This window comes from Streptomyces sp. NBC_00212, assembly GCF_045206365.1.
GTDB lineage: Bacteria > Actinomycetota > Actinomycetes > Streptomycetales > Streptomycetaceae > Streptomyces.
Genome location: NZ_CP108116.1, coordinates 29,636 through 46,325 on the forward strand (window position 1 = coordinate 29,636; position 16,690 = coordinate 46,325).

General features: G+C 68.8%; 15 protein-coding genes and 4 pseudogenes. 9 read left to right on the top strand and 10 right to left on the bottom strand.

Annotated features, from left to right (window positions below):
• Window positions 1-2 precede the first annotated feature (2 nt).
• Window positions 3-443, top strand: coding sequence for a RacP protein (locus tag OHA17_RS39880; RefSeq protein WP_331721230.1), 441 nt, complete (start codon window positions 3-5; stop codon window positions 441-443).
• Window positions 444-543: 100 nt separating this feature from the next.
• A pseudogene (locus OHA17_RS39885) lies at window positions 544-1,163 on the top strand (IS5 family transposase); the annotation flags it as partial.
• A 30-nt stretch (window positions 1,164-1,193) separates the two neighbouring features.
• Here OHA17_RS39885 and OHA17_RS39890 read toward each other — a convergent pair.
• The 5 genes and pseudogenes from OHA17_RS39890 to OHA17_RS39910 all read right to left on the bottom strand — a co-directional run bounded on the left by OHA17_RS39890 (window position 1,194) and on the right by OHA17_RS39910 (window position 5,295).
• Window positions 1,194-2,279, bottom strand: coding sequence for an integrase core domain-containing protein (locus OHA17_RS39890; RefSeq protein WP_331721231.1), 1,086 nt, complete (start codon window positions 2,277-2,279; stop codon window positions 1,194-1,196).
• 169 nt (window positions 2,280-2,448) lie between these two features.
• Window positions 2,449-2,618 (bottom strand): annotated as a pseudogene (locus tag OHA17_RS39895) (IS5/IS1182 family transposase); the annotation flags it as partial.
• A 63-nt stretch (window positions 2,619-2,681) separates the two neighbouring features.
• Complete coding sequence (locus tag OHA17_RS39900; protein WP_406510956.1) at window positions 2,682-3,737, bottom strand: hypothetical protein; 1,056 nt, start codon at window positions 3,735-3,737, stop codon at window positions 2,682-2,684.
• A gap of 742 nt (window positions 3,738-4,479) precedes the next feature.
• Window positions 4,480-4,740, bottom strand: a pseudogene (locus tag OHA17_RS39905) (glycoside hydrolase family 3 N-terminal domain-containing protein); the annotation flags it as partial.
• A 63-nt stretch (window positions 4,741-4,803) separates the two neighbouring features.
• On the bottom strand, window positions 4,804-5,295 hold the full coding sequence (locus tag OHA17_RS39910; protein ID WP_331721233.1) for a hypothetical protein: 492 nt from the start codon (window positions 5,293-5,295) through the stop codon (window positions 4,804-4,806).
• A gap of 1,741 nt (window positions 5,296-7,036) precedes the next feature.
• Here OHA17_RS39910 and OHA17_RS39915 point away from each other — a divergent pair.
• Entirely contained in the window at window positions 7,037-7,408 is a 372-nt protein-coding gene (locus OHA17_RS39915; protein WP_406510957.1) for an anti-sigma factor antagonist, read from the top strand.
• Between the two features lie 55 nt (window positions 7,409-7,463).
• Here the strand turns inward: OHA17_RS39915 and OHA17_RS39920 are convergent, their stop codons facing one another.
• Window positions 7,464-8,159, bottom strand: a complete 696-nt coding sequence (locus tag OHA17_RS39920) for a GNAT family protein (RefSeq protein ID WP_331721235.1) — start codon at window positions 8,157-8,159, stop codon at window positions 7,464-7,466.
• A 132-nt stretch (window positions 8,160-8,291) separates the two neighbouring features.
• Here OHA17_RS39920 and OHA17_RS39925 point away from each other — a divergent pair.
• Window positions 8,292-8,468 (top strand): annotated as a pseudogene (locus tag OHA17_RS39925) (hypothetical protein); the annotation flags it as partial.
• A complete protein-coding gene (locus tag OHA17_RS39930; RefSeq protein WP_331721236.1) occupies window positions 8,465-8,887 on the top strand; it encodes a hypothetical protein in 423 nt (140 codons plus the stop codon). The pseudogene OHA17_RS39925 and the gene OHA17_RS39930, both read left to right, overlap by 4 nt.
• Before the next feature lie 150 nt (window positions 8,888-9,037).
• On the opposite strand, the gene OHA17_RS39935 is transcribed toward OHA17_RS39930, so the two are convergent.
• The 3 genes from OHA17_RS39935 to OHA17_RS39945 form a co-directional block, all read right to left on the bottom strand.
• Complete coding sequence (locus OHA17_RS39935) at window positions 9,038-9,769, bottom strand: FIMAH domain-containing protein (RefSeq protein WP_331721237.1); 732 nt, start codon at window positions 9,767-9,769, stop codon at window positions 9,038-9,040.
• 434 nt (window positions 9,770-10,203) lie between these two features.
• Window positions 10,204-11,892: an MFS transporter gene (locus tag OHA17_RS39940; protein WP_331721238.1), complete on the bottom strand. Its 1,689-nt coding sequence runs from the start codon at window positions 11,890-11,892 to the stop codon at window positions 10,204-10,206.
• A 332-nt stretch (window positions 11,893-12,224) separates the two neighbouring features.
• The gene (locus OHA17_RS39945) at window positions 12,225-12,920 is read right to left on the bottom strand and encodes a hypothetical protein (RefSeq protein ID WP_331721239.1); all 696 of its coding nucleotides are present in this window, start codon (window positions 12,918-12,920) and stop codon (window positions 12,225-12,227) included.
• 211 nt (window positions 12,921-13,131) lie between these two features.
• Here OHA17_RS39945 and OHA17_RS39950 point away from each other — a divergent pair, with 211 nt between their 5' ends.
• Entirely contained in the window at window positions 13,132-13,728 is a 597-nt protein-coding gene (locus OHA17_RS39950; RefSeq protein WP_331721240.1) for a hypothetical protein, read from the top strand.
• A 229-nt stretch (window positions 13,729-13,957) separates the two neighbouring features.
• Here the strand turns inward: OHA17_RS39950 and OHA17_RS39955 are convergent, their stop codons facing one another.
• Window positions 13,958-14,089, bottom strand: a complete 132-nt coding sequence (locus tag OHA17_RS39955; protein WP_406510958.1) for a hypothetical protein — start codon at window positions 14,087-14,089, stop codon at window positions 13,958-13,960.
• 333 nt (window positions 14,090-14,422) lie between these two features.
• On the opposite strand from OHA17_RS39955, the gene OHA17_RS39960 reads away from it, so the two are divergent.
• From OHA17_RS39960 to OHA17_RS39970, 3 genes are all read left to right on the top strand, one after another.
• Complete coding sequence (locus tag OHA17_RS39960) at window positions 14,423-14,698, top strand: hypothetical protein (protein ID WP_331721241.1); 276 nt, start codon at window positions 14,423-14,425, stop codon at window positions 14,696-14,698.
• 129 nt (window positions 14,699-14,827) lie between these two features.
• Window positions 14,828-15,061 carry a hypothetical protein gene (locus tag OHA17_RS39965; RefSeq protein WP_331721242.1) on the top strand — a complete coding sequence of 78 codons (234 nt, stop codon included), beginning with the start codon at window positions 14,828-14,830 and terminating at the stop codon, window positions 15,059-15,061.
• A 28-nt stretch (window positions 15,062-15,089) separates the two neighbouring features.
• Window positions 15,090-16,022: a S8 family serine peptidase gene (locus OHA17_RS39970; protein ID WP_331721243.1), complete on the top strand. Its 933-nt coding sequence runs from the start codon at window positions 15,090-15,092 to the stop codon at window positions 16,020-16,022.
• Window positions 16,023-16,690: the final 668 nt, after the last annotated feature.

Below are 16,690 nucleotides of genomic sequence, written 5' to 3' on the forward strand. Positions count from 1 at the left end.
CCATGGCGCGCTCCAGAAGGGAGCGCGACCGGCGCCGCTCACCCACGGCCGCACGGCACGCGGACGCGATCCGCCTGGCGTTGATGGAGGTCGCCCCGGCCGGGCTGAAGAAGTCCCGGCTGACGGCGGTCACCGAACTGTCCAGGTCGCAGATCGTGCGGGGGCTGGCCGCCTACCACGAACTCGCCGGTGAGAAGGGGTGGCCGCCGCTGCCGTGGTCGTTCAAGGCGGGCTACCACTTCTGCGAGGACGCAGTAGAGCTGGAGGCGTGGGAGAGGGACTGGGCCGAGGTGAAGTCCACGCAGATCACCAGCGTGATCAACGGGATCCTGGCCAGGCATGCCCGGCTCTTCCCCAAGAGCCGCTGGGTGGCCTACTTCAGCGCCCAGATGAACGCCGTTCAGAGTTCCCTCGACATGATCGCCCACCCACGGAACCAGTAACCCACAAGAGAGGAGGTGGTCCGCCGTGAAGAAGGCCAAGGGGCCGGTCCGGTCCGCCCGTCCGCGGATCCCCTCCGGGCCGGCCCTTTGGCCTTCTCACCTGCGTGCTTCCCGCTATCCCTCGGACATGAGCGACGCGGAATGGGCGCTGATCGAGCCGCTGTTGCCGACTCCGGCCTGCAAGACCCTCACGGGCGGCGCGCCCGAGAAGTGGCCACGCCGGGAGATCGTCGACGGCATCCGCTATCTGGTTGATAACGGCATAGAGTGGCGCAGTATGCCCGTCGACTACCCGCCCTGGCGCACGATTTACGGGTTCGCGAGGAGATGGGCCGCCGCCGGCGTCCTGTGCGTCATCCGTGACCAGCTCCGCCGCCGCATCCGTCTCGCCGCGGGCAAGACACCCCAGACGGCGTCAGTGATCGTGGACAGTCAGTCGGTCAAGGCGTCCGAGACCGTGAGCAAAGCGACCCGGGGGTGGGACGGCGGAAAAAGATCAATGGCAGGAAGCGGCACCTGATCTGCGACCACCGCAGCCTCGTCCTGCTGGTCATGGTCACCCCGGCCAATGCCCAGGACTCCCTGGTCGCACGGGAGTTGCTGTTCCGCCTCGCGCTGATGCACCCGGAGATCGCGATCGGCTGGGCCGACTCCGCCTACGCCAAGAACGGGCTCATTCCCTGGGCGAAGAAGTACCTCGACATCACCGTCAAGACGGTCCTGTGGGGCTCGAAAAGTCATTGCGGCAGGTCAAGCTACGTACCGGTACTCGTTGATGGTGCCGCCGAGGAGCCGGGTGCGGAGGAGTCTGCGGCCTTGTAGGTCGGTCACGGTGGCGGGATGCTCCAGGGCGTTCGGTGGTCGCTGATCGCGGGCCCGATGGGGCCGGTGCCCGTTGTAATGGTCCTGGTACTCGGACAAGATGCGGTCGGCGTGGGCTTCGTTGAGGATCAGGACGTGGTCGAGGGCTTCGCGGCGGATAGTGCCGATTACGCGTTCGCAGTGGGCGTTCATCCGGGGCGCGCGGGGCGCGCTGAGTAGAACGTCTATGCCCTCGGCCTCGAAGACGGCATCGAAGGGCGCGGTGTACTTGGTGTCGCGGTCGCGCAGCAGGAAGCGCAGTGACTCGATGCGGGTGTCGAGATCGGCGGCGAGGTTGCGTGCCTGCTGGGCTGCCCACGCGCCGGTGGGATGGGTGGTGACGCCGGTGATGTGCAGGCGCCGGGTGCCGAGTTCGAGGAAGGCCATCGCGTACAGGCGCGCGCCGAGCGCGGTGTCGACGTGGAAGAAGTCCGCGGCGACGATTCCTTCGGCCTGGGCGGTGAGGAACTCTCGCCAGCTGGGGCCGGAGCGGCGCGGGGCGGGGGCGATGCCCGCGGCGTTGAGGATCTCCCAGACGGTGGACGGGGCGATCGGATGCCCCAGCCACGCGAGCTCGCCCTGGATCCGTCGATGGCCCCACTGCGGGTTCTCGTTCGCCATCCGCAGCACCAGCTTCTTGAGTGCGGCCGCGGTGGGCGGGCGTCCGGTGTGAGCGCGGCGGGCGGAGTAGTCCCACTTCTTGACGATCAGCCTGCGGTGCCAGGCCAACAGCGTTTTGGGGGTGACGGAGAAGGCGTCGGCCCAGCGGCGACGCGGGATGAGCGAGGACAGGGCCGCGAGCCAGAACCGATCGGCGGGCTCGTAACGGACCGGTCCCTTCAACTGCCGCCGCAGGACGGCGTTCTCGTGCCGCAGCACCAGCAGCTCGGCGTCCTTCGCAGTCTCCCGGCGCAGCACGACAGAGGGGAGGGCGAGCAGGGCGCGGGTGACCCGGTACAGCAGCAACACGATCATCCGGGCAGCATCCCAGCCACCGCTGTCACGGCCCGAAGCGGGAGCTGACCCGCAGCGATGACTTTCCGAGCCCCACAGGGTCTGAGCCGCCGGCATGACCGACTCGGCGGGGTCATCCACGAGTACCGACACGTCGCTTGAGCTGCCCAATGAAGATTTCGGCAGGCGCGGTGTCGATCACGGAGGCGGCCGGTTCGGGCTTGCGGCCCTCCTTTACCCGAGCCAGTCCGGTGAGGTCGTAGTTGAGTCGGGCGACGATTCCCTCGTCGCGCCAGGCCGTGTTGTAGGCGTGGACGGTGCTGTGGTTTGGGACGTCGTGCGGAGGTATTTCCAGGGGATCCTTGGTGTCCGGCTCCACCGCGGCACTTGTGGTGAAGCCGGAGGCCGGCACGGTGAACCGGCTCAACAGGCTCGGTTCGGGACCCCGGTCCAGGACGGCGCGTGTTCCTGGGCCCTGCGGTACACCGAATACACCACGAGGGCCCGGCGCAGCCGGAACAGCGCCCTGTGCAGGTACGCGGCCCGGTCCTCGGGGTGCTGGCTCGCCACCAGGAAGAGGGCGGCGAAGGCGCCGAGGCTCAGGGACAGCGAGACGAGTTCACGGGTGAGTACGAGCTCGGTGCCGGGGATCCGCCAGTAGAGGTGTGCGGCACTCCCGGTCAGTTCCACCGTTTCGGACGCACCGATCAGGATCACGCCCACGATGATCAGGCTCAGCGACACGACGACGGCGCTGCCCAGCAGGGAGCTGACGAGGAGCATGAAGTATCCGGCCCGCACCGCGCGCCGCCCGCCGGCGGTGTCCGGCTGGACGATGGGGAACGGCGCGGCCCCGCGCCGCACGAGGTCGTGCAGCGCGTCGCTGTCGATGCCCTTCAGGAGTGCCTCCTGGTCCGCCTCCGTCCGTGCTTCGATGTCGCGCCAGTAGTCGAGACGGGCCAGGAAGGCCAGTCCGATACCGAGGAAGAGCGCCTCGAAGAGGGCGAATCGCAGACCGAAGCCCCGCGCCAGAAGCCGCCACCCGTCGCCGGTTGCGAAGACCACGACCACGGCGGCCACCAGAGGCGGAGCGGTCCGGACACCTCCCCCGACGACGTTCCACAGGCTCTTGACGATCGAGACCGTGAAGCGCGACACGAACGCCGCGGCCAACGGCAGGATCGTCAGGGCCTTGTAGGCACGGGTGGAGTCGCGGACGTACGCGCTCTCCAGCAGACGGGACAGCCACCGCTCGATGCGGCCGGTGCGACCCGGTGACATCGAGCGGCGCAGCATCGCCAGCGTCTGCCCCGGCGCATCCGCCGCCGTACCGCGCCAGGCCCTGTCGTACCGCCTCAACCACCGGTAGTGCGCCCCGACGAAGAACGGCATGCCCTTGCCAAAGACGTACTGCGCCGCCTCGTTCATCTCCCGCAGATACAGCGCGGGCGGCATGCCCACATTGCGCTGTCCCATCATCGCCCTCCCCTTGCTGTGCGTCGGATGCTTCACGCCCCGCCGGCCGACGGAGGCAGCGGGGGCCGCCGCTTCTCCGACGGCGGCTCCGCCTGGAGCACAGCCCAGCCCTTCGCGGGACGCAGTCACACCGCTTTGCCCACCGCACGCTGACACCCGGGTATCGAACATCGCGGGTGCAGCCGGAACGTCGAGCCGTACCCACACTTTTCGGGACGCGAGCACACCGGACGTTCACCGCGCCCGAAGGCGGTTACCTCCCTCGCACCCAGCATCTCGATGACGACCGTCTTCCGTGAAGGACTTGCGATCAACATTCCCGGCCTGCCGCTGATCGGGATCAGCAGGGTTTCGTCCGGTCGGTACCTTGGCCAACGCCGGTGCGGGAGAGTACCGGCGGCGGCCACAAGTACGGGAACGGCGCGGCTCCCCTCCGCGACGTTCCCGCGCCCGGACGTCCTCTCCGGCGATCCGGGGTGCCAGCAGACAGCCCCGGAACGCTCCGGCCCCATCGGTCCGGTTCGGGACAACGCCCCTTCCGGCACGAAGACTTGGCCGACCGGCGCGGGAGAGGAGTACGGCCGCCATAATCTTCGAGCCTGCCTCAACTCTCCTCGCTGTACCTCCGGTTGGGCAGGGGCCGAGCGGGGCCGACTGGTGGGCCGGTTGGCCTGTTCCCGAGGGCCGGCTGGCCGGTTGTGGAATGGCGGCCGATCCGGGTGCCGACCGTCGGCCGTCTCCGGTGTCAGTGCAAGGTGGCGCGTGGGACGGTGGTGCGGTTGACGGCGACATTGAACCGGGCGGGATCGAGCCGGCCGGTGTTCAGGGCGTCGACGAGGGCGGTGGCGGCGGCTTCGCCCTGGGGGGCGTCGCGAGCCGAACACAGCAGCAGGTCCGTCCCGGCGGCCACCGCCCGCTGGCCCGCGGTGCCGACGGCGTTCAGGGCGCCTGCCTCCAGGGCGTCGGTGACGGTGACGCCGGTGAAGCCGAGGCGGGTGTGCAGTTCCTGGCGGACGACCGTGGTGCGAGGCCGGGGAAGTGCCTGGCCGCGGGGCCCGGCCCGGGGTGTTCAGGCGCGGGTGGCGCGGTGTTCGGTGGTGGCGCTCACCGAGCCGGGATCGGTCTGGATGTAGACGAAGCTGTCCCCCGAGGCTGCGGGGTAGATGTCGAAGTGCAGGGCGCCCGCGATGGTGAGGGTGCCGGTGCAGTCCGGGGCGACAGTATAGGTACCGGTGAAGTGGCTGCCACGGGTGACCGTGCCGTTCGCGCTGAACGTGTTCGTGCCCTGCACCGCACCGCTGCCGTCGAAGTGTTCGGTGCCCGCGAACGCGCCCGGTGTGGCCTGACCGCCCGCAACGGTCCAGCCCTCACCGGCGAAGAGATACGTGCCCGTCAGCGTGGCCGTGCTGCAGGACTGCTGGACCGCGGGATGCGCGGGCGCGCCGCTGGCACCGGCGGAGCCGGTGAGGGCCAGTGTGCCGACCGCGCCGAGGGCGCAGGCCGAGGCCACGGCCAGGCTACGACGGTGTGAGCCGATCCAGCTGAAGTACGAGCGTGACATGGATGGTTCTCCCTCCCCAAGCGCCGTCCCGCCCGGCTTGAACGTGCAGCCGGCGGCGAACAGCGCGATGACCAAGACGAGCAGACCGGCGAAGCACCAGACGAAGACCGAACCCCCACATCAAGGCCACGCCCCGACACGAGCCGCTCCCCTCCCCCGGGGCCGGACTGCCCATGAGGACCGTCAAAACCCCCGGTGCCGCGTCGCCCTGCGAGAGTTCCACCAAATCCGGCATCCCAGGAAGACGAGTACACGCCACGACCCGGCACTCGCCGCACCCCCCTCACCGCCCGCGCCGGTGCACATCAAACCGCCCACCACGCTACGCCCCGCCCCTCGCGCCGGACCCTGAACCGCTGTACACGGCGAACAGCCCCTGGTACGACGCGATCCGTAGCGCGTCAGCCGCATCCGTACGAGATGCCCTGTCCGGGAACCTCGTGCCGCAGTCTGCTCAACGGGCCCAGGACGTAAACCGGTTCAGCTGGGGCAGGCGCATCCCGGCGCAGCCCCGGGGAATACGCACTCCCGACAGCGGCAGCCCCTGACCGTCACCCAACGGCTGTGGCACGGCCGGGCGCAACACCAGTCCCCGGCTCTCCATGACTGTCATCCCGAGGCGAAGATCCCCTTACCGTGCCCCATCAGCCCGCTCGGCGCACTTGGGGTCGGCGAGCTGCTCGGGCAGGCGTGGCAAGCTGCAACCTAGACCGCTTCATTCGAATCGGATGATGGCTGGTTCAGTCGTCCGGGCTGAGCGCAGAGGGGCTGATAAGTCCTGGCCCGCGGCCCGGCCAGATCCAAGTCCGCTGTTGTGCACCAAGGTTGTGCTTTGGGCGCGCGAGTACTGCTCCTGTTCGGCAGCGCGGTGGGATGCTGGGTGTGAGTGCCCGGGACGGCCGCCGCCCCGGCTGAAGGAGCGCGGCGGCCTGATGCGCGGGGAACGGTGAGCTCCCCTCCAACGTCCCCTGCGCGAGGCGCCCTTCCGGCGGCGGGGATGCGGGAATCCCTGCCCTGAAGTCACCGGACGGGCATGGTCTGGAGCCGCCGTGTCGGTGCTGCGGCTCCAGCTGGCCTGTCTGTCCTGGTGTGTGTGCCGCCTCGGGGTCCGGGAGAACAGCTACAGCGTGCAGTCACCCGTCGGAGCACTGACAGCGGGTGGACTGCACCCCTCTGTAAGCAACGTAGGGCGGATACGCCGACGCCGGAACTGTGCCCCATGACTTTCGGCCATGTAATCGTGGTGACCGTCGTTCGCCACCATTTCCCCCGCCATCTCTCGCCGCTTCTCGACGCAGATCCCCACCACTGTTCCTGCGCGGAGAAGCGGCTGCCTGGGCCCCTGTTGGCCGGTTACAGCCTCACCAACGCCGCCCGCTCCGCACCGGGTTGCCAGCAGGAGCACCTGGAGGCACCTGGAAACGCCCGCAGCCAGTGCCCCATGGTCGAGGGCCACGACCACCAGCCTCGACCGGCGGGGGAAGTGGTGGTCGCGCCGGCCCCTGATAGCGCTGGCCGATGACCCTATCGGGCAGGAGCGAGGCCGCGCGGGCTGCTGGAGCCAGCACCGCTCACACGGATGAATCAGCGACTGCCTGCACGTTTCTGCACCCACGTGCCTCTCTACCGTGGGTCGGTGTCACTCCAGACCCCGGTGGCTGTCTGAGCCAGCCACGCCCCGTCGATGCGGGGCCTGTTCAACCGGGGGACGGTCATGGCCGACGAAACTCAACCTACGCACGTGGAACAGGTCCCGGCAGCACAGGGGAGCGCACGCACCTACACCCTGGACGGTTTCACCGTGGTGGAGCTCCACGGCGAGCTCGATGTGTGCTCGGCTCCCGCAGTCCGGGAACACTTGGACGCAGCAACCTCAACCGCGGGTGCCCGCATGATCATTGACCTGCGGCCCGCCCTCTTCCTCGACTGCACAACCCTCACGTTGATCTGCCGCGCCCGCCACCGGGCCCTGCACACCGGCGGCACCATCGGGCTGGTCTGCACACACCCGTGGCACCTGCGGCTACTACGGGCAACAGGGCTCTGCACGGTTCTCCGCCCGGCCGCCACGGTGGAAGAGGCCGTGACGCACGAACCGCACCATGAGGACTGACGCGTTCAAGGGGGCACTCGTCCCCCTCCCGCGGTGGGCGAGCTCATCTTTGTGGTCAGTGCCTGGTCACCGGCCTGTTCGGCGAGCCTGAGGCCGACCGATCATCCGGCAGCGGGTGTGGTGCGGTGAGACGGGCCTGGAGGCGGTCGCGTACGGCCGGCCATTCGTGGTGGAGCAGGGAGTAGAGGGCGGAGTCGCGGATGCCGCCGTCGGTGGCCTTGAAGTGGGCGCGGCGGGTGCCTTCGTGGTGGGCGCCGAGGCGTTCGATGGCCCGGCGTGAGCGCTGGTTCCGGGTGTCGGTGTGCAGGGAGACGCGGTGGACCTGCCAGGTGTCGAAGGGGAGGTGGAGCAGGAAGAGTTTGGCCTCGGTGTTGATGCCGGTGCGCTGGGCTGCGGGGGTGAGCCAGGTGGAGCCGATCTGGGCGGCGTCGGGGATGCCGTCGGGGTTGAGGTGGCCGGGGCGCGGCGGCCAGACCCCCGCGTTCCAGTACTCCAGCTCGCGCAGCCGGCTCGTGCCCACGACCTGTCCGTCCGCGGTGGAGACCAGCGTGTAGGTGACGGCCAGACCGAGTTCTCCGTCTTCCAGAGCGCGGTCGATGTAGCGGTGCACTGCGACCCGGTCGGCGGGAACGTAGGTGTACTGGAACGTGGTCCGGTCCGCAACTGCCGCTTGCAGCAGTCCGTCGGCGTGCGCGGGGGCCATGGGCTCCAGCCGGACCAGCCGGCCGTGCAACCGAATCGCATCTGGCATAACGGCAGTATCGGGCGAAGTACCATCGCGATGCCTCTGAACTCACCACTGCACACCAGCCACATCGCGCTGCGGTGACCCTCTGGGGCTCGAAAAGTCACTGCGGCAGGTCAGGCTACGTACCGGTACTCGATGCTGCACAGGCGTCTCGCGCGTGACTACGAGACCAGACCGGCGAGTTCGGTGGCATGGATCCACGGGTCCATGACCGACGTCATGCTCCGCCGTCTCACCCGCACCACCACCGCGACCTGGCGCGACCCGCCCGACCAGCGGCCGGCGCCCTCCAAAGAGCAGGAGCGCCGATGAAGCATCTCCTGGACAAGATCGAGGCTCGGCAGCAGCTGGTCCGCGAGACGGCCGGGAAGCTGTGTGAGCAGATCGCACTTCTCACCGAACAGTTCGCCGCCGCCGAACGCACCCTGGAACGCCTGGGCATCACCCGCGCAACCATGCTGGAACTGGCCGCCGAGGACGGCATCGAGCCGCCCGAGCCGCTGCCGCCCGGCTACCGCGAGGTCCTCGCCGCCTTCGAACAGGCCGGACACGGGCTCCGCGCCAGGGAGATCTGCGAAATCCTGGGCATCGGCACCGAACCGCGGCACACCGAGAGCGTCCGCGCCAAGCTCAGAGGCCTGGTCGACCGCGACATCCTCACCGAGGCCGAACCCGGCCTGTTCATCCCCGCCCAGCCCGCACCTGCCACCCCGGACCCCAACTCACCCTGAAATCCGGCGAACCATCACAGAACGCCCATGTCGATCCTGAAGAGGACCCCACACACCCAGGAGAGATCCAGAAGCGGCACGCGCCACGGGAGCTGGTGCTCCTGCCGACCGAAGTTCGGCAGGAGCACCAGCCGCTCGACTGAAACGCGCCTAGCAGCCCAGGTTGGTTTGGATCGCGGTTGCGGAGGTGCGGAGTTGCTGGGCCTGGTCGGTGGGGATCTTCTTGCCGTCCTGGGCGTTGACCTCGTTGATGAAGTCGGTGAGGGCGGTGCAGGCGGCGGCGGTCTGGTTGTTGTTGACCGCGGTGAGGGCGTCCTGGAGTTTGGCGTCCAGGCTGTTTTGAGTACCGGCCGGCAGGCCGAAGCTGTCGACCAGGGCATGCAGGGCGGTGATCTGGTCGGCAGGGCTTGCGGTGACGGTGACGGTCGGGCCGGTCGCGGTGGCCTCGCCGTCGAACTGGTAGCGCACGGCGAAGCTCCCGGCCGGGGTGCCGGCGTTCACCCGCAGGGTCAGGGACCCGGACACGGTGGTGCCGACGGGGACGGGGCCGGTGGGGACGATGTAGCCGAGACCGGCGAGCGTGGCGCAGGGGCCGGCGACGGGCCCGTTGCAGGACACCACGGTGGTGAAGGAGTCCAAGCTGCCCAGCGAGCTGCTGCCGGCGAAGAACCCCATGCCGGAGCGCGAGGAGTCGAAGTCCCGGGTGGCGGTGAAGCTGATGGTGAAGGTGCCGCCCGCCGGGACACTGGCGGAGGACACCGACATGGTGGAGGAGGCCTGCGCGGGCCCGGCCAGGGTGAACAGGCCGGCCGCCGCGAGCACGAACGAGCAGGCCAGCGTGGTGAACCGGCGGCGCATCCCCTTGCGCGGCCGGCGGGTCACAGTGGATGTCCGAAGGGATCCCAGGGTGGACGAAGGCATGAGCGCACTCCCGTTCCTGTTCCCCGCGTCATCCCGCGGCCCGGAACCCGGGCGGGTCCCTGTCCATCCGCGGCAACGCGGTCTTCCCACAGACGAGCGAGGCCACCCGGATGAGACCGGCAAACCCTCATGGGTGCGGCTCTTCTGGAGTGACGAAGTTCCCGCATCCTGCGGTGACCTCGGCCGCGTCGGCCACGCCACCCACACGAGGTCCCGGACGCCTGGTCGGCGAGGGCATAGGTCTGCTGAACCGTGCAGGTCAAACCCGTGTCTTGCGGCTGTGGAGCGTGGTCACTCCAAACGCGCCGCACTCTTCGGACTTCGGCCCAGCCGCACATCGCGGTCATGTTGGCGCCGAGAGCGAGGAGCCCGCTGGGTACCAGGACCGCGCCAAGTCACGCCGCGCTCTGGCCCGAGCGGTCGTGCACCAGGGTGGCCACGCCGACCACGATGATCGCGGTGAACAGGATGTTGGCGAGTTGACACACACGCCAGGACGTGGCGTCGACCAACCAGCTCTCCACGAGCATCCCCATCGCCAAGCCGCCGACAGAGACGCTGGCCATGACCTTGAAGGCCCGCTCCCGCGCCTTCGGCTCGGTGAAGGAGGCGGAGATCAGAGACAGCGATGATCGCAGCAGCAGCGCGGCAAAGATACCTTGCAGCACACAGGCCGTGGACAGCATCACGAAGTTGAAGGCAAAGCCACCGAGTGTGAAGCCCGCCGCGCTACCGATCAGGCTGATGATCAATGCCCGTTTGCGTCCCACCCGATCCGCGATCCGCCCCCCGAACAGGAGCAGCCCGGCGAATGGGACGGCATACACGAGGTCCATCAACCTCATCATGAAAATACTCAGGTGGAAGAAGCTCCGGACGGGCGACTCCAAGAGATTCAACGCGCCGACCAGCGCAAGCAGCTGCGCCAGCGTGATCACCACCAGCCCCCGCGAGCGCAGGGGATGCGGCCCCTGTACGTCGGCGGCAGCAACCGGAGGTGAGGCGTAGCGTGAGGCGGACGGCTCGGTGCTGGCGTACGGATTCGGCACCGGCGGCCCGAACCCCTGCGCGGGAACAAGGCCCACCGGCTCGACGGGGACCACCGGAGTTGTCGGAGCATGCGCGGACGGCAGAGGCGCCGGCTGATCGGTTCGGGGAGCCGGGACGGGCGGAGCAGCAGGTGGCTCGGGAGCGAAGTCCAGCAACTCGGCGGCATGGCGCCCGAGTTGGGCCAGTACCGTCCCGGGAAGCCATTCCTCCACCTGATCAGTCGACGTGCGTGCTGCCACCTGCTGGGGTGTGGGCCGCTCGGCGGGTGACTTGTGGAGGCACTCGTGTACGAGATCAACCAGCGACTCCGGTACACCGGTCAGATCCGCCTCCTCCTCCGCGATCCGGAAGAGGTGGGCATTGAGCCCGGTGTCCGCGGCGCCGAAGAGGAGGCGCCCCGTGGACGCGTACACCAGCAGGGCACCCAGGCAGAACACATCGCTGGCTGGAGCGAGTTCGAGGCCGCGCACCTGCTCGGGCGACATGAAGCCGGGCGAGCCGATCAGCATGCCGGTACGGGTGTGCAGGCTGTCCCCGGCGAGGCTGTCCAGAGCCCGCGCGATGCCGAAGTCGATGACGCGGGGCCCGTCGACGGTGACCAGCACATTGGACGGCTTGAGGTCACGATGGATGAGCCCCGCGTCATGCACGGCGTGCAGAGCAAGAGCGAGCCGGTTGGCCAGAACACGGACCGAGTGCTCGGGCAGCGGCCCGAAGTCCTTGGCGACCACGGTATGCAGATCGGGCCCCGGGATGTACTGGGTCGCCACCCACGGCACCTCGGCCTCGGTATCCGCATCAAGCACATCCGCAGTCCAGGCCCCGCCCACCCGCCGCGCCGCACCCACCTCACGCGCGAACCGCCGGCGGAATTCGCGGTGTTGGGCGAACTCGGCCTGAACGACCTTGACCGCAACGGTCCTTCCAATATCGGACCGCGCAAGATAGACGCGCCCCATACCACCCTCGCCAAGGCGGGCGATGAGGCGGTACGGGCCTATCCGGGCCGGGTCGTCGACGATCAGCTGGTCCACAAGCAGGAAGTTAGCGGACCTGACGGCCCTTCACCCCGTCTTCCGCACCATCACCACAGCCTGCGGGCTCAGGCCTCTGCGGACGGCACGATCCTCATCGAGGTCAAAGGGTGAGCTGCAATCTCGCGTAGAGGCGGAGGCAGTCGACTTCGCGCAGACGTTCCGGCTGGTCCCGGAAGGAGGCACCTACTGGATCGGGCAGGACACCTTCCTCCTGGCCTAGCGGACATGGGGTTGGCCGTCCAGTCCCCCCACGCCGGACCTCGGCTGGTGGGACTTCGTCGGCTGTCTCCCCGGTGCGGCGCCGCCAGCCTGAGCCCGGCGCCCGGGGCTCAACCCTTCGTGATGATCCGGCTGATGCCGAACGGTACTTCCTCAGCCAGCCGGAACAGCGGCTCCAGGACGCCCTGGTACACCGGGTCGGTGTGGGGCGGGCAGTGCTCCGTGAGCAGGCAGCCAGCGGCTTCGCCTTTGGTGCGGGGGTGGGCCGCCTCCTCGTCTGCGGCGATCTCCACCACGAACTCCATCGCGCCGTCCACGCCGTCGCGCACCCGCGCCCACCGCCGCGCCGTGTCCTCGCGCTCGTTCAGAATGCTGTGCTCGCGCTCAGGCAGGAGGTCGGCCACCGGCACCGACAGGGCCCCGTGCAACTGGCCCAGGGTCGGCTCCTGGCACAGCTCCCCCACCGTCGCGGCACTCAGCGGCGGCTTCGCCTCCGCGACACGCCGCAGCACGGCGACGCCCAGGACGACCGCCGCGGCCGTGTACCGCCAGGCGGTCAGCGCCACATGCCGCTCGTACGCCATCGCGCCGCTCGCGATCTCCTGGACGGCCTGCCCGTAGAACGGGAACATCGTGTGCGCCTCGTGCAGTTCGGCCACGTCACCGCCGCTCTGGAGCCGGTCCCAGAGCGCGCTCGCCGACAGCCACTCGTACCGGGCGGCCAAGAACGCTGCGTTCAGCGACCGCAGCGCCTCCAGCTCGACCGTCGCCAGCGGGCCGCGCTCATCGAACCGTGGAAACCGCATCGCCACTCCCCACCCCGGGTCCAGATCAGTCCCTGGCACGCTACCCGGCACTGCCGCAACGGGTGACAACTGCGAGCGGACACGCGTTGCCGCCCGGCCGGCTACCGATGGACACGGCCGATGGCTGCGAGCGCCGATGCTGCCACCGCCGGGCCTCCTCACCGAGTGCGTACCGTTGACGTGTTGGTCTCGTCGATGGAAGAAGCACCACGTGAGTGACCCTGTGCAGCAGTGGGACGACATACTCGCCGATCTCCTGGTGGAGTGTGGCCACTGCCGCGGCCCGATGTCCCCGCTCCCGGCCGGTGCCGACGAGCCACGCTATGAGTGTCTGCAAAGGATGCACCCGGCGTGCGCCGATGCGGCGATGCCCGCTCTCGAACTTGAGGAGCACGTGGCCTACGCCGTACTGGGCGAGATGGCCAAGCCCCCCGTGGTCCAGGCTCTGACCCAGGCCCTCCTCCACATCTTCGAGACGGACCTGCCACCCGCCGCAGAGAGGGAACACGCTGCGGTGAACGCCCTTGCCGCAGCGCCGGCCGACGAAGCCGAGGCCATCCGCCGCAACCTCAACCAATACATGGACGAGGACACCTTCAGCCCCCGCTGGCTGGCCGACTGGTGGAACCGGCGGGCCGCCCGCGCTCCCCACCACAAGCGGCAGCTGTGCCGCACGTTCTTCGCCAAGATCGAACTCCGCACCGGGCCCGCCCCCGAGCCCGCGGCCCTGCACGACGACCGGATCGTCCTGCACTGGAAAACCTGGGACAACCCGCCAGGCAGCACCGGACTTGGAGAGGCACCCTGATCCCCGCGCCGCGCCAAAGAAGGAAGGCAGAGGCGCCCTGACGGCGCGACATCACCCCGAGCTACCTGGCGCAGTCGGCCTGGCCCGTCACGACGTACGCCGTCCGGGCAGGCTCAGGCTCTCTCCCGCGCTGAGCGTGCCGCTTGCCGACGAGCTTCATTCGCAGCGCGTTCTTCGCCGGCCTGGTTCACCGCGGGGCTGGCGAGGACCAGGTTCGCGGCCTGATGAATCAGCATCCCGGCGTCCCGTGGTCGGTGATGGCGACCGGTTCCCGGGTGGCGCTGACCTCGCGCGCGATGGCGCCCAGGCAACGCGTGCTGACGAGACCAACGACCAGCAGATCCGCGTCAGCGTCATCCACCTCGGACGCGTGCGCTGAACGATGACATGCCCGAGGGGGCCTCCTGCGTGAGACCACCCCCTTCGGCGTTTCCAGACACGTTCCATCCGGGCGCCGGGCCGGTGAAACCACAGAACCACGCCGGAGGCAGGAGACCTGAGGTCCTCGAATTTCAGCCACAAATTGACGCCGATTTGGCCAGGGATGTAATTCACCGACATCTCCGGGCAGTCCGGAACCCGAGAATTCGCCGCGAAGCTCAAATGAACCTCAGATTTCAACCATGCCACCGAAAAGAGTGAAAGGATCTTGAACGTCCCCAAGGGGGGGACGATTTGAAAGGGGACTAATTCCATGCGCATACGTCGTGCTATTTCTGTGCTGGCTATTTCTGCGGCTGCGGTCATGGGCGGAGCGGCCGGGGCCAGCGCGGCTCCGACGCCGCCGGCCTACGGCTCATGCGACTACGACGGGCCGGCGGGTTGCACCACCTACTTCCAGCCGACGCGTTCGGCCTGCGATGCAGTGATGGGCTCCTGGAACTCCGGCTACCGCGGTGATGACTACTTCGCCTACAAGTACCGCCTGTGCGCGACGACGTTCGCCGGTGGTCTGGGCGGCCGAGGCTAACCACACGTCCCGGGCCGGACCCATTCCGGCCCGGGTCTGCGGCTGCACCGGTGCATATACCGGTGCAGCCGCAGACCCACTATTTTCAGCCTTTAGAACGACCGCTCACTGACGAGGAAAGGCGGAACTGTGGGTATAGTCATCGCACTGCTGATCGCTCTTGTGGCCGCCATCGCTACCACTACTGTTTTTCTCGGGCGCCGCGAACGGGCGCGCAGCGGACATCTGGACGATGCGGCGGGGATGCTGATCGAGCGTCAGCATACGGCCAGGGCCGCGGCTCTTCGCCGAACCTATTCCAGCAATGCCATCCACCATTCAGGCGGGCTGCCCGGTGACAACCCGTACAAGCACTACTCCTGAACGGGCCAGGAAGGCGGCCCGCTGTCTCATGGCCGTTTCCCTGGCCGGGCTGTTCGCCGCGATCTGCCCGGCCGACGCAGCACCCGCGCGGTCTTCGCCGCTCGCCTGGCCGCTCAGCGCCCTGCACGCGGACGCCGCCTGGCGCACCTCCACCGGCGCCGGGGTGATCGTCGCGCTGGTCGACAGCGGCGTCCAGGCCGATGCGGACCTGACCGGGCCCCGCCTGCAGGCAGTCGACTTCACCGGGTCCCAGACCCCGCAGACCGATGACGACCAGGTCCTCTCGCACGGGACCATGATGGCCGCGCTCATCAACGGCGCACGGGGCCTACCAGGTCTGGCCCCACAGTCGATTCTGCTGCCCCTCAAAGCCATCACACCCGGCCCCCGGGCCAGCGCCACAGGCGATGCCCAGGCCATCCGCTACGCCGCCGACCACGGAGCCAAAGTACTCAACCTGTCCTTCGGCCTGCCCAGCTCCCTCGATGCCTGGCAGGAGGCAGTGCAGTACGCAATCGACAAGGACGTCGTCGTGGTCGCCGCCGCCGGGAACTCAGGAACCCACCAGTCGCCGCTGAACTTCCCGGCCGCCTACCCCGGCGTGCTGGCAGTCAGCGCCACCGGCCCCGACGGACACCTGTGGAAAGGCTCCACCTGGGGCCCCGGCCTGGGAATCGCCGCACCCGGCGCCGACATGCCCCTCTACAGCCGAGGATGCAGCCGCACCGGCACCTCCTTCACCATCTGCAACGGCGACGGCGGCACCAGCGCCGCCACCGCCTACACCTCAGCCGCAGCAGCCCTGCTCCGCTCCGCACACCCCGACTGGAACGCCCCACGCGTCATCGCCCGCCTCCGCACCACCGCACGCCCCCCGCACCACGACCCCGACAGATACGGGGCAGGAACCCTCGCCCCCGACCTCGCACTCACCAACCCCTCTTCCGGGCCCACTGGCTAATCGCCATGGGAGGCGTGCATCCCCGGTTCAGGCATCAGTGCGCACCGGCATGGAAGTGGCATAGGAACGACCCAAGCCGGACTACCCCTCGGCCTCTTCGAAGCCTCCCCGGCACGGTGATCTCTCAGCATGGTCTGGCCTGTTCGAGGGAGGGCAACCGCAGGTAGTGCTCCCACCCTGGCGAGCGGTCGCCCGGGTACTGGCCGGGCGGGCGAGCGACGGGGGCAACCGGCCCGCCGAACCATCCAGTTCAACGCCCGGACCCCTCCAGTGTTACCCACCCACAAACCGAAAGCCGCACAGCATGCGGCGAATTGCCGCCTCTTCGAGCCGGTGAGAGCCGACGCACCACACGCTCACCGTGTGAGGCACGATGTGACTTTTGGACTAAACGGGCGCAGTTTATGACGTGTTATGCCTTTTCTCGCTCGAGGTGGTGTCCGGTGGATCAGGGTCGGACCAGGTCGCGGCGTCTGGTGCGGTGCATCGCAAGGCGCCGAAGCGTCTCATATCGGGGTCCCCCCTTGGCCCTTGAGGCCTTGGAGGGAGGAGCTATGAGAGATGTTTGGCAATGCGGCGAGGTGCCGTGCCAGACGCCGCGACCCCGGCCGTGACCCCCTGGGGCGGCAGGTTGCCCCACGGGGGGGGCCTGCCACCCCTCGCCGATC

Coding starts and splice junctions, on each gene's coding strand:
- OHA17_RS39960 (WP_331721241.1), top strand. CDS start 14,423: ATGCGCATACGTCGTGCTATTTCTGTGCTGGCTATTTCTGCGGCTGCG.
- OHA17_RS39910 (WP_331721233.1), bottom strand. CDS start 5,295: ATGTCACGCTCGTACTTCAGCTGGATCGGCTCACACCGTCGTAGCCTG.
- OHA17_RS39890 (WP_331721231.1), bottom strand. CDS start 2,279: ATGATCGTGTTGCTGCTGTACCGGGTCACCCGCGCCCTGCTCGCCCTC.
- OHA17_RS39930 (WP_331721236.1), top strand. CDS start 8,465: ATGAAGCATCTCCTGGACAAGATCGAGGCTCGGCAGCAGCTGGTCCGC.
- OHA17_RS39900 (WP_406510956.1), bottom strand. CDS start 3,737: ATGATGGGACAGCGCAATGTGGGCATGCCGCCCGCGCTGTATCTGCGG.
- OHA17_RS39880 (WP_331721230.1), top strand. CDS start 3: ATGGCGCGCTCCAGAAGGGAGCGCGACCGGCGCCGCTCACCCACGGCC.
- OHA17_RS39920 (WP_331721235.1), bottom strand. CDS start 8,159: ATGCCAGATGCGATTCGGTTGCACGGCCGGCTGGTCCGGCTGGAGCCC.
- OHA17_RS39945 (WP_331721239.1), bottom strand. CDS start 12,920: ATGCGGTTTCCACGGTTCGATGAGCGCGGCCCGCTGGCGACGGTCGAG.
- OHA17_RS39970 (WP_331721243.1), top strand. CDS start 15,090: ATGGCCGTTTCCCTGGCCGGGCTGTTCGCCGCGATCTGCCCGGCCGAC.